The organism is Burkholderia stagnalis, from assembly GCF_902830275.1.
Classification (GTDB): domain Bacteria; phylum Pseudomonadota; class Gammaproteobacteria; order Burkholderiales; family Burkholderiaceae; genus Burkholderia; species Burkholderia stagnalis.
Genome location: NZ_CADESW010000001.1, coordinates 24,136 through 35,916, shown reverse-complemented (window position 1 = coordinate 35,916; position 11,781 = coordinate 24,136). Strand labels below are relative to the sequence as shown.

Below are 11,781 nucleotides of genomic sequence, written 5' to 3'. Positions count from 1 at the left end.
AGCCTGCCCCATGCCGACCTGGTATTCCGCCCTCCGAGAACAGAAGCCGTCGCGCAAGCTCGCGCGCGGCACGTCGTTCGGCACCGTGATCAACGGCGTCGTCGACGTGCCGGTGTCGCTGCGCTTCTTCTGCTACCTGTCGCTCGCGATGTTCGCGATGTTCGTGACCGCGCTCGTCGAGCTGAGCTATGCGAACACCGAGAGCGTGGCGGGCATGCTGACGCCGCGCACGGGCCTGATCGGCGTCGGCGCGCCGCAGGGCTGGGCGGTGCGCGACGTATACGTCGGCAAGGACCAGCACGTGAAGGCGGGGCAGCGCCTGCTCGCGGTGACGCGCGACACGAGCTTCGTCAGCCAGGCGAACAACGTGCAGGGGATGCGCGCGGCGCTCGCGCGCCAGCGCGTCGAGGTCACGCAGCAGATCGACGCCGCGCGGCTCGAATACCGCTCGTCGGTGCAGCAGATCAACCGGCAGATCGCCGCGCAGGGCGAGAGCCGCGCGTTGATCGACCGGCAGATCCAGGACCAGAAGCGCATCGTCGACGAGTACGGCGAGCGGCGCAGCCGCGTGAAGCAGCTGCTCGACGAGCAAGTGGTGACGCTCGAGCAGTACAACCAGGTCAACACGCAATTCCTGCAGGCGGGCCAGGCTTACCAGGATCTGATGCTGCGCCGCGCGGAACTCGCGAAGAACGCGCTGAAGCTGCGCGGCGACCTGGAGACGATGCAGAGCAAGTACGACGGCGCGAACGCCGAGCTGAAGATCAAGCAGGAGGAGCTGAACTCGAAGGAATACAACATCGACGAAAGCGTCAACCAGGTGCTGTATGCGCCGGCCGACGGCCAGATCGTGCGGCTCGACGTCGTGCAGGGCGGCGTGATCGACCCGCCCGGCACGCGCGTGGTGGAGATCCTGCCGGCGAAGGCCGACGGGCTGATCGCCGAGGTTTACATCCCGTCGTCGAAGGCCGGCTTCATCAAGCCGGGGCAGGAGGTGAAGGTCGCCTATGCGAGCTACCCGGTCGAGAAGTTCGGCACGTATCGCGGCAAGGTGCTGTCGATCTCGCCGGTCGCGTTCACCGCGAAGGAGCTGAACCTGCCGGGCGACTCGGCCGCGCCGCAGACTTATTTCAAGACCTGGGTCGAGCTCGCGGAACGCACGCCGTCGTTCGAGGGCAACGCGCTCGCGCTGAAGGCGGGGATGATGCTGAAGGCCGACATCGTGCTCGAGAAGCGCAGCCTGCTCGAATGGCTGTTCGAGCCGCTGTACCGGATGCGCCAGCGCATCTTCGGCGCGCCGGCCTGAGCCGATGGCGAAGCGCAACGCGCGCCGCCGCCGGCGGCATGGCCGGGCATGCCTGCTGTCGTGCTGGCTCGGCGCGACGCTGTTCGCGTGCGCCGCCGCCGCGCACGCCGCGCCGCTGCCCGACGATGCGGCCGACGCGCGCTGGCAGGCGGGGGCGGACGGCATCGGCTTCTGGCCGGGCGGCGATGCGGATGGGTTCGACGCGGCCGCGTGGCGCACCGACGGCGTGCCGGCGCGCGCAGCGCGGCGCGCGGGCGCGGACGGTGCGGGCGCGAACGGTGCGCTGCCGCCGCCCGTGCCGCTGAGCGCGGGCAAGATTACGCTCGGCCAGCACCCTGCGGCGTCGGACCGTGGCGCATGCGGCCCGGCATCGCGCAATGGCGCTGGGGAAGGCGCAGACGACGGCGCGGACGGCATCGGCTTCGATGCCGATGGCGCGGATGCCGCCGCATGCGGCCCGGCGGCGCGCGATGTGACGAAGGTGGCGAAGGTGACGAAGGTGACGAAGGTGACGAAGGTGGCGAACGCGACACAAGCGACACAAGCGACACAAGCGACACAAGCGACACAAGCGACACAAGCGACACAAGCGACACAAGCGACACAAGCGACACAAGCGACACAAGCGACACAAGCGACGCAGGCGACGCAGGCGACACAAGCGCCCGCCGTCGTCCACGCGGATCGCATGCCGTACGAACTGCATCCGATCGACCCGTCGCGGCTGCCGGACCTGCCGGCCGCGCAGGCGCCGCCCCTGCTCGAGCAGCTGGCGGGCGACGACCGCAACATGGTCGGCCTCGGCTGGCACTTCGTCGCGACGACGGGCCGCTCGACGCCCGTCACCACGCACACCGACGCGCTCGGCCTGAACAGCTTCGAGAACCGCGGCTCGCAGCTGTCGCTCAGCAACACGAACACGTTCGCGTTCACGCTCACGCATTTCTTCACCGAGAACTGGGCGGCCGAACTCGGCGCAGGCATTCCGCCGGTGCTGACGCTGCGTGGGCACGGCAGCATCGCGCTGCCGCTCGACCGGGTCTTTCCGGGCATCCAGGGCCGGCTGCCGCTGATCGATCTCGCGAACACCGGTAGCAACCCGCTCGCGACGACGCGCGCGTGGCTCGGCTCCGTCGTGTTCAAGTACTACCTCGGCGACCGCGAGGACCGGTTCCGGCCGTTCGTCGGCCTCGGCGTCAGCTATACGCGCTTCACGAACACCAACCTGAACCCGCTGTTCCAGCGCAAGCTCGCGTCGCTCGGCGGGCTGCTCGCCGCGGGCGGGGAGATCGGCAGCCTGCAGGGGCTGCTGCTCGATCCCGCATGGTTCCAGCGGGTGTGGAATGCCGGCGGCGACCTGCTGCTGTCGGGCCGCACCAACGTGTCGGCGAAGGTGAAGAGCGTCTGGGAGCCGGTGTTCACGGTCGGCGCGAGCTACCAGATCACGCGCCGCTTCTGGATCACGGGGATGGTCACCTACATCCCGCTGCGCACGACGATCACGCTGAACATCAGCCAGCCGAACCGCACGCTCGCGTCGAACACGTTCGACATCTCGGCGAACCCGGTACTCGCGAGCGTGCTGCTCAATTTCCGCTTCTGACCCGGCTCAGTGCCCACTGACATATTGCTTTCATCATTCCGCTCAGCCTGCCTGCGATAATGCGAGCGAATTCGCCGCGTCATTGAAGGAGGCCCCATGGGCGACAACGACACCCGTATCGATGTGGAAGCGATGGAGGCGCGCCAGCGCCGGCTCGAGGAAGATCTCGTCGACGCATACGACGAAGAACTCGAGATGGAGCTCGACGACCGTCGCTTCGATGACGATGACCTGCTGTTTTCGCCGGAACGGCGCGAGGCGCGCAAGCAGTATTTCCGCGAGTTGTTCCGGATGCAGGGCGAACTGGTCAAGCTGCAGGACTGGGTCGTGAGCACCGGGCACCGGCTCGTCGTGATCTTCGAGGGGCGCGACGCGGCGGGCAAGGGCGGCGCGATCAAGCGCATCACGCAGCGGCTGAACCCGCGCGTGTGCCGCGTCGCGGCGCTGCCCGCGCCCAGCAACCGCGAGCGAACGCAGTGGTATTTCCAGCGCTACGTCGCGCATCTGCCGGCGGGCGGCGAAATCGTGTTGTTCGACCGCAGCTGGTACAACCGCGCAGGCGTCGAGCGCGTGATGAATTTCTGCACCGACGACGAGTACGAGGAGTTTTTCCGGTCGGTGCCGGAGTTCGAGAAGATGCTGGTGCGCAGCGGCATCCAGATCGTGAAGTACTGGTTCTCGATCACCGACGCCGAGCAGGAGCGGCGCTTCCAGAGCCGCATCGAGGATCCGCTCAAACAGTGGAAGCTGAGCCCGATGGACCTGGAAAGCCGGCGCCGCTGGGAAGCGTATACGGTCGCGAAGGAGGAGATGCTGCAGCGCACGCACATTCCCGAGGCACCGTGGTGGGTCGTGCAGGCGGTCGACAAGAAGCGCGCGCGCCTGAACTGCATGCACCATCTGCTGGGCCAGGTGCCGTATCACGAGATCCCGCGCGCACCGATCGACCTGCCGCAGCGCGAGCATCACGAGGACTACATCCGCCGGCCCGTGCCGGACGACATGATCGTGCCGGACGTCTATTGAGCGACGCCGGGCCGCGCGGGCGCTACTCCCGGATCAGGAACGCGGCGCGGTCGCGCCCGACGATCCACGACGGTGCGCGGCCGCGCCCGCTCCACGTCGCGCCGGTGACGGGGTCGCGGTATTTCGCGCCGACCGTGAACAGTTTCGCGCGATCGCTGTAGCCCTGCCCGAAGACTTCGCGCGCGGTCAGCGCATAGCTCGTGACGAGGTCGCGCACCTTCGTGAGTGCCGCATCGCGCTCGCTGCGGCGCGCCGCCTTGATTCGCTTGTCGAGTTCCGCAAGCTGGGTTTGCAGTTGCTGAATGGTCTGCATGCGTCGTTATTCCGTCGCTGAGATTTGATTATTGATGACGCTTCATGTGGATCCCGCCCGTCGGCATGCCCGGCCAAGGCGCGCCAGCCCTGCAGGCCGGCGAAACGTTTGCGCGACGATGATCCGGAAAACGGGAAGAGATTAAGTATCTGCAAGTAATTTTTCTATGGGACTTTTCCGAAATTTTGGAAAAATCGACCGCGTTGCCAAGGCAATCGCACGAAATGTCACACACGGAGAACAGCGGCGCGGCAGGCGTCACTGGCCTCCGCTCCGAGCCGTCGATTCTTGATGCCGGTCTTCATCGTCGTATCCGCTTTGCGCTGGTTCAGGCCGATGCGACGCAAGATCGCAAAGTTCCGGGCGGCGTCGTTGACGCAAACCCTGCATTGGTCATCCCCGAAGGCCGCGTCCGGCACATAAGTCCGAATCAGGGTCCCGGCACACCAGGACATCGCTAGCGATACATGGGCGCGTGTCGATGCGGTCGTGATCCTTGTCGATTTCCCGGTGCTAGGCGGTATGGTTCCGATAGGCGTCCGGCACACGCTCGATGGCCTCAAGTGCATAGCGGATCCGCTCCAGCAGCGCCGACTGATCGTCCTTGAGCGCCAACACGCAGTTCCTGCCTGTTGTCCCATCGCATCGATCGTGACGATCGCGCCCTTGAGCAGCAATACATCGAGCAGTGCCGCAATGGCCGTGATCTCGTTGCTCTTGTCGGCGGTCCGGGCTTGCCCCAGCGTCACGCCAAGCCGGCTTGCCCCCTCGCATCCGGCAGGCGAAACAGGCTTCGAACTCCGACGGAGCGGGCGCCGCGAATACCCGGCGCGAACATATCGCGCGATGGAATCCCGCGCTCCATCTGCAATGTGGGCTCTCGCATGGGTTTCTCTCAGGGAAAACCGTGACTAGATCCTGATTCTGGCAGGCTTTCAAGAAAACGGAAACTTTATTTAACGATCTATGTATTTCATGCGACTGCTGTGGCTATTTAATAGGAATCCAAATTTGAGATTCGTCCTATTTTTTGATGGATGATTTTTATGTAGAGTCGATGCAACTATTTAACGTCCGGTAAATGGCCGGAAAATTGAAGTCGGATGTTTATATTTGTCGATTTGAGCGTGGGGGTGAGCGGCGCTAGAAACCCCGCCCACGCATCGCGAAATGATGTTCAGCATGAAAATGCGGGCGGGTGCTGCGGAATCCCGACGCATGACGGCTGGCAGGTCGTCGCTCGCCGTTGGCATGAGAGGGGGCTTTGTCGTTCGTCGGCGCCTATTCGCAATCCAGCGGTCGAACGAATGCGCGTCGACCGTCGGCTGCGTCTCTTGTTTCCGTGCTGCGCTTGGGCATTGATTTCGCTGTCGGGAAGCGTCTACGCCGACGCGCAGATCCCGGGGCGCGTCGGCAATTTGCCGCCGAGCCCCGGCCAGGCGATGCGCGACATTGAGACGTCGGGCCCGTCGTTACCGAACATGCCGGTGCCGAGCCTGAGCATTCCGACGCCCCAGTCCGCGACCGAAAAAAACGGCGACAGCGGTGCGCGCGTGTTCGTTCGTCAATTCACTTTTGCGGGCAACACGGCAATCGGCGTTGACAAGTTACTGGCGCTCGTCGCAGACACGTCGAACCGCGAAATGAGCTTCGCCGACCTGCAGCAGGTGGCGGTGCGCGTGACCCATTACTATCGCGAGCACGGTTACGTGCTGGCGCGTGCGTACCTGCCTCATCAGGACATCGAAGGCGGTGTCGTTCGTATCGCGATCGTCGAAGGGAAATACGGAAAGATCGTTCTCGAAAACCATGCTCGCATGCATGACGCCGTCGTGCGCCAACCGCTTGGCAATATTCGGGAAGGCGACCCGATACGTGGCGACGATCTCGAGCGGAGTCTGCTGCTGCTTAACGAACTGCCTGGCGCTGACGCTCATGGCACGCTGCGTGTCGGCGGCATCCCTGGGACGACCGACCTCGTGGTCGACGTCAAGAAGGCGCCTCTCGCGACCGGTGCGCTGGAGTTTGACAATTTCGGGGATCCGTCGACAGGCCGGTATCGCGTGAGCGGAAACGCGAATTTCAATTCCCTGCTCGGGTTGGCCGATCAGTTGAGCGTGCGCGGCCTCGTCAGTAATGAACGGCAGCGGTACTACCGGCTTGGGTATCAGGTGCCAATCGGTCCGGCCTCCACGCGCGTCGGTGTCGCTTATTCGGACATGCGTTATCGCGTTGGCGGTGCTCTCGAGAGCCTTGACTATCATGGCAGCGCGACCGCGCAGAGCGTGTTCGTTTCCCAACCGCTGCTTCGCCGGCTCAACGCCCGCGTGACCGCACAGATCCAGTACGAGACCAGCAGTCTGCAGGAAAACTACGGGAGCTTCATGATCCATGGCGACAAGCGGGTCGGACTGTGGTCGTTCGGTGTCAGCGGCAACGTTCAGGACGACTGGCTGGGCGGCGGCCAGAGCGGCTTCTCGGTGATGTTCGGCATGGGTCGGCTGCGTAGCAATGATGTCCTCGAAACCGATCGCTTTACGCACGCAATGGGTACATTCAGCAAACTGAGCATCAGTGCGCTGCGCGTGCAGTCCATGGGGCGACGATTTCAGCTGTATGCGCAGTTCAGTGCGCAACTCGCGTCGCGCAACCTCGATCCATCCCAGCAGTTCAGTCTCGGAGGGCCGTATGCCGTCAGGGCCTACGCGCTCGGCGCCGGTAGCGGAGACCAGGGCTGGCAGGCCACGGCGGAGCTGCGGTATCTGGCCGCGCCGGGGTGGCAATTGAGTACATTCGTCGATGCCGGGCGAGTGCAGGTGAGAAAGCAGCCATGGGTCTCCGGGGACAATATTCAACAAATCCAGGCGGGTGGCCTGGGGGCAACCTGGATTGGTTCGAATCGGCACATTTCTCTCACCGCTTCGTGGACGTTGGGCGCGACGCTTGATTCCTCCGTGCGCGCACCAAGCATCTGGATGCAGGTCAGTCAATATTTCTAGACATCGACGGCGAAAATTTCATTTCTATATATAAATAGGACGGGGCTGAGAAGGACAAGAAATTTATTGGACTAAATTGAATTTGAAAAAGTTAATAAAATTAGTAATTGTCTGATGGAATTCCGCATGTCGCGTCTATAGAATTTTGCGGCTGGCGACCAATTCGATGGAAGTGTCGCTGGTGTGCCGGCACATGGGGTCGTGAATTTTCTGGGAGCGCAGGAAATTGTTCCGGAAATGATCGATTTTTGATTGACGAAGTTAATTCCATTGGATTAATAAATGAAGAAGAGAGTTTTGGGATATTGTTCCGTTGCCGGTATCGTGAGTGCGGTGCTGTCGCCCACGCTCGCGCATGCCTATGACGGTCAGATCAACTTCTCCGGCAGCATTTCCGACGTGACCTGCAACATCAATGGCAGGGCGCCGGGCGAGGGTAATCAACTGGATGTGAATCTCGGCAACTCGATCGATCCGAGTACTTTCAAGACAATCGGTTCCACTTCCGCTGCCATCCCGTTCCAGTTGCAGGTCGGTGGAAATGCTGCTTGCACGGACGATACGAAGGTCGTGATCGATTTCGATCAGGGCTCGACCAACATCAATCCGGCAACCGGCAACCTGAAGCTCATCGGCACGAAGCCTGCTAAGGGCGTGGAAATCCAGATCAAGGACAACGGCAACGGCAAGAATGGAAAGATCGCGCTCGGCCAGCCGCAGAGCCTCGCGGACGCGCAGGTTGCGACGGTCACGGACAACGTCGCGACGCTCAGCTACACGGCATCGTATGTGTCGACGGTCGCCTCGACCGCGATCACGCCGGGTTCGGGCAATTCATTCATCCGCTATACCCTCGCGTACTATTGATCGCGTTTAGTCTCACCACGCCATGACGTCGACAATACGTAGATTCTATTTTTCCGTGGTGGCCTGCGTCGTCGCGTGGACCGCCTGCGCCGGTCAGGTGCAGGCGGGCCTCGTGCTCAACGGCACGCGGGTGGTTTATCCGGAGAATGCGCGTGAGGTTACGCTTCGCGTCGCGAATATGGGGCGTGAGCCCGTGCTTGCCCAATCGTGGATCGATGACGGCCGGGCGGACGTTCCGCCGGAGCGATTGCATGTTCCGTTCGTTGTTGCACCGGCGGTGGCGCGTGTCGAACCCGGCAAGGGTGCGGTATTGCGGATCAAGTATACGCACGATCCTTTGCCGGTCGATCGCGAGGCGGTATTTTGGCTGAACGTGCTCGAGGTGCCTTCCACCCGTGACGCCGACGCCAATGCCCTCCAATTCGCATTCCGAACGCGTATCAAGCTGTTCTATCGTCCCGATTCGTTGAAGGATGACGCGGCCTCCGCGCCTGATCGCCTGGTGTGGCGCGCCGTCACGCCGGAGCCGCAAGCCGACGCAAGCGCACGCGGCGCGAAAGTCGCGGTCGAGGTCAGCAATCCGACGCCGTACTACGTGTCGTTCGGTCAAGTTGAAAGTGACCTGGGCGGTGCCTATGTTTCGGCGGGCGGCGGCATGGTCGCGCCGTTCTCGAAAGCGCGCTTTCCACTGCCGGGCGTATCGGTGCTGTCGAACCACAAGGCAAACGTGCGCTATCAGTCCATTGACGACTATGGCGGTCGTAGTACGGCGACGAAAGCGTTGACTGACTGATCTTGTCGCAGGCCAGGCGCCGATCTCAACCATCCAGGGATCTGTAGAAATGATTGGCTGATGTAAGTCAGTCATTTCGATATCCAAATTATTTAATTTCGTATGCGAAGTATAGCTGAGACCGCTGCGCCCAACGAATTTCGGGGTTTGCCCCCGTTTCGGCGGCGGGCTGGCCTTCACGCTGTCGTGACGATGCTGGCGCCTGCCGCGATGATGGCGAGCGCAGTTGCTTTCGCCGACGACGGTCGAGGAACGGCAGGCGCATTCGTGCACGACGACGCTCGGGATGAGAATGTCCGGGCCGCGAAGGCGGATGATGCACGGAAGGGCGCCGAAGATGTGCCGGAGCGCGTCCACTTCGACGCGTCGCTGTTGATGAGCGGCGCGGACGGGGCGCCGGTGGACACGACGCAATTCGAGCGTCCGGATACCGTCGCGCCTGGGCGATATCAGGTCGACGTGCTGGTCAACGGACAGTGGCGTGGCGTGGAGGAGATCGAGTTTCGGCGCATTGCCGGCAGCGAGGGCGCGCAACCGTGCTATGACCGCCAATTGTTGACACGCGCCGGCATCGACCTCGACAAGAGCGCGCGGGGGCAGGACGGTGGCACGACGCCCAATCAGTTTCCGGAAGGGCTCGTCTGCGAAGCGCTCGACGGTTTTGTACCAGGCGCCAGTGCGACTTTCGACAACGCCGAGCAGAAGCTCTACCTGACGGTGCCGCAGTATTTCATGCGGCTCAGAATGTCGACGGCCTACGTTGATCCGTCAAGCTGGACGAGCGGCGTGACGGCAGCGATGCTCAACTACAACGCGAACCTGTTCAGCACGCAGACCCAGGGGCAAAACCTCACACGGTTCTATACGGGCCTCAATATGGGGCTGAATGTTGGTGCGCTGCGTGTGCGTCACAACGGCAACTTTACCTGGTCGCCGCATGGGGGCAGCCGGTATCAGCGTGGCTACGTTTACGGCCAAACCGATGTGCCGGCATGGCGCGCCCAGGTGCTCGCAGGCGAGAGCGCGACGAGCGGCGAGTTGTTCGACGCGGTATCGTTCCGCGGCGTCCAGATCGCCAGCGATGACCGCATGCTGCCCGATACTCAGCGCTATTACACGCCGGTCGTGCGCGGCACCGCGAATTCCAACGCGAAGGTGTCGGTCTATCAGCGCGGTTATCTGATTTACGAGACGACCGTCGCGCCGGGCCCGTTCGCGATCGACGATCTGCAGGCAGCCAGCTACGGCGGCGATCTCAACGTGACCGTGACGGAGGCGAGCGGCGAAGTGCGCAGCTTCGTCGTGCCGTTCGCGACGACGGTTCAGTTGTTGCGACCTGGCGTGACGCGTTTCAGCGCGATGGCCGGGCAAGCGATCGATATCGGCCTCGACAGCGGCAGCCAGTATGTCGGGCAATTCACGTTGCAGCGCGGCCTGAACAACGTCGTGACGGGCTACGGCGGCGGCGCGTTCACCGGGAATTACCAGTCCGTGCTGATGGGCGCGGCGCTCAACACCGAGATCGGCGGATTCGCGGCGGACGTCACGTACGCCCGCACGAGCACCATGCGGGGAGACCGGCTGAACGGTTCCAGCATACGTGTCTCTTACAGCCGTAACCTGCCTAACAGCGGCACGAACTTCTCCCTGCTCGCCTACCGGTATTCGACGAAAGGCTATCTTGGCCTGCGCGACGCGCTGCTGCTGAACAGCATGGTGGAACGCGGCATTCCGGCCGATGCGCTCGCACGCATGCGTAACCGGCTCGACGTCAACATCAGCCAGCAACTTGGTCAGACGGGAAGCCTTTACATAAACGGATCCGCGCTCAGCTTCTGGAACCAGGGCGGTCAGACGCTCAGCTTCACGGTCGGCTACAGCACGCAATGGCGGAATATGTCGTTTTCCGCGTCGGTGCAGCGCGTCCGTAACGCGGTACCTGGTACGACGCAATTCGTCGGCGGTGGCAGCAGCACGCTTGCGAGCCTCAACGTGTCGATCCCCCTCGGCCGCGACATGCGGCGCACGCCGATGTTCAATTCGCTTGCGACGCATGACAGCAACGGCGGCACACATGTCACGACGGGCCTGTCCGGACGCTTCGGCGAGTCGGGTAACGGAGGGTACACGCTGTCCGGCACTTACGACGGCAATGGCCGAACGGCATCGGGCAGTGGTGGCCTGAATTATCGCTTGCCGGCCGTGTCGCTGGGCGGGAACGTCGGCTTCGGCCGGGGCTACCAGCAGGCATCGGCCACCGCTATGGGCGGGATCGTGCTGCATCCGGGTGGGGTGACGGCGGGGCCGACACTCGGCGAGACAGTGGGCATCGTCGAGGCGCGCGACGCGCATGGCGCCGCAGTGGTCAACTCCAGCGCGCGCGTGAACCGGTACGGCTATGCCGTTGTTCCGAGCCTCATCCCGTACCAGCTCAATAACGTCGATCTCGATCCCAAAGGCATGCCTGACAACGTTGAATTGAAAACGGCGTCGCGCAGCGTGGCGCCGAGGGCCGGCTCGGTTGTGATGCTGTCCTACGACACGCTCAAGGCGAGGCCATTGCTGATCGACAGTCACACACCCGACGGCGCACCGCTTCCGTTCGCCGCGCGGGCGGTCGATGTCGCGAGCGGTTCCACGATCGGCGCCGTCGGGCAGGGAAGCCGGTTGTTCATCCGCAGTCAGAGTGATGTCGGTCAGGTGCGGGTGGAGTGGGGAGGAAAGCGCAATCAGCAATGCGTCATTGATTACGCGGTGCCGCGCGACAGACTTCTGGACGCGAGCTACGTCACGCTCATCCGCGCTTGCCTGCCGTTGGCGCCGCTTGCGGAAGCTGGCGTTCCGTCGATTGCGCACGAGGAGGCAAGGTAGGCC

At 63.2% G+C, this 11,781-nt stretch carries 8 protein-coding genes; 7 read left to right on the top strand and 1 reads right to left on the bottom strand.

Going from position 1 to position 11,781, the window contains the following annotated elements; translation table 11 throughout:
• Positions 1-10 precede the first annotated feature (10 nt).
• The 3 genes from HWY45_RS00120 (at position 11) to ppk2 (ending at position 3,935) form a co-directional block, all read left to right on the top strand.
• On the top strand, positions 11-1,306 hold the full coding sequence (locus tag HWY45_RS00120; RefSeq protein WP_059883012.1) for a beta-barrel domain-containing protein: 1,296 nt from the start codon (positions 11-13) through the stop codon (positions 1,304-1,306).
• Positions 1,307-1,310: 4 nt separating this feature from the next.
• Positions 1,311-2,909, top strand: coding sequence for an OmpW/AlkL family protein (locus HWY45_RS00115; protein ID WP_150998773.1), 1,599 nt, complete (start codon positions 1,311-1,313; stop codon positions 2,907-2,909).
• 96 nt (positions 2,910-3,005) lie between these two features.
• Positions 3,006-3,935 carry a polyphosphate kinase 2 gene (gene ppk2 / locus HWY45_RS00110; protein WP_059561292.1) on the top strand — a complete coding sequence of 310 codons (930 nt, stop codon included), beginning with the start codon at positions 3,006-3,008 and terminating at the stop codon, positions 3,933-3,935.
• A gap of 22 nt (positions 3,936-3,957) precedes the next feature.
• On the opposite strand, the gene HWY45_RS00105 is transcribed toward ppk2, so the two are convergent.
• Complete coding sequence (locus HWY45_RS00105) at positions 3,958-4,248, bottom strand: H-NS histone family protein (protein WP_059561289.1); 291 nt, start codon at positions 4,246-4,248, stop codon at positions 3,958-3,960.
• Between the two features lie 1,307 nt (positions 4,249-5,555).
• On the opposite strand from HWY45_RS00105, the gene HWY45_RS00100 reads away from it, so the two are divergent.
• The 4 genes from HWY45_RS00100 to HWY45_RS00085 all read left to right on the top strand — a co-directional run bounded on the left by HWY45_RS00100 (position 5,556) and on the right by HWY45_RS00085 (position 11,778).
• The gene (locus tag HWY45_RS00100; protein WP_230946981.1) at positions 5,556-7,247 is read left to right on the top strand and encodes a ShlB/FhaC/HecB family hemolysin secretion/activation protein; all 1,692 of its coding nucleotides are present in this window, start codon (positions 5,556-5,558) and stop codon (positions 7,245-7,247) included.
• A 282-nt stretch (positions 7,248-7,529) separates the two neighbouring features.
• Positions 7,530-8,114 carry a fimbrial protein gene (locus tag HWY45_RS00095; RefSeq protein WP_059883006.1) on the top strand — a complete coding sequence of 195 codons (585 nt, stop codon included), beginning with the start codon at positions 7,530-7,532 and terminating at the stop codon, positions 8,112-8,114.
• Between the two features lie 22 nt (positions 8,115-8,136).
• Positions 8,137-8,907 (top strand): fimbrial biogenesis chaperone, encoded by a 771-nt coding sequence (locus HWY45_RS00090; protein ID WP_059883004.1) that lies wholly within the window; start codon positions 8,137-8,139, stop codon positions 8,905-8,907.
• Positions 8,908-9,099: 192 nt separating this feature from the next.
• On the top strand, positions 9,100-11,778 hold the full coding sequence (locus HWY45_RS00085; protein ID WP_059883002.1) for a fimbria/pilus outer membrane usher protein: 2,679 nt from the start codon (positions 9,100-9,102) through the stop codon (positions 11,776-11,778).
• The last annotated feature ends 3 nt before the right edge of the window (positions 11,779-11,781 follow it).

What these genes read in the sequence shown, in the direction of transcription:
- HWY45_RS00120 (WP_059883012.1), top strand. Translation starts at nt 11, where the DNA reads ATGCCGACCTGGTATTCCGCCCTCCGAGAACAGAAGCCGTCGCGCAAG.
- HWY45_RS00115 (WP_150998773.1), top strand. Translation starts at nt 1,311, where the DNA reads ATGGCGAAGCGCAACGCGCGCCGCCGCCGGCGGCATGGCCGGGCATGC.
- ppk2 (WP_059561292.1), top strand. Translation starts at nt 3,006, where the DNA reads ATGGGCGACAACGACACCCGTATCGATGTGGAAGCGATGGAGGCGCGC.
- HWY45_RS00105 (WP_059561289.1), bottom strand. Translation starts at nt 4,248, where the DNA reads ATGCAGACCATTCAGCAACTGCAAACCCAGCTTGCGGAACTCGACAAG.
- HWY45_RS00100 (WP_230946981.1), top strand. Translation starts at nt 5,556, where the DNA reads ATGCGCGTCGACCGTCGGCTGCGTCTCTTGTTTCCGTGCTGCGCTTGG.
- HWY45_RS00095 (WP_059883006.1), top strand. Translation starts at nt 7,530, where the DNA reads ATGAAGAAGAGAGTTTTGGGATATTGTTCCGTTGCCGGTATCGTGAGT.
- HWY45_RS00090 (WP_059883004.1), top strand. Translation starts at nt 8,137, where the DNA reads ATGACGTCGACAATACGTAGATTCTATTTTTCCGTGGTGGCCTGCGTC.
- HWY45_RS00085 (WP_059883002.1), top strand. Translation starts at nt 9,100, where the DNA reads ATGCTGGCGCCTGCCGCGATGATGGCGAGCGCAGTTGCTTTCGCCGAC.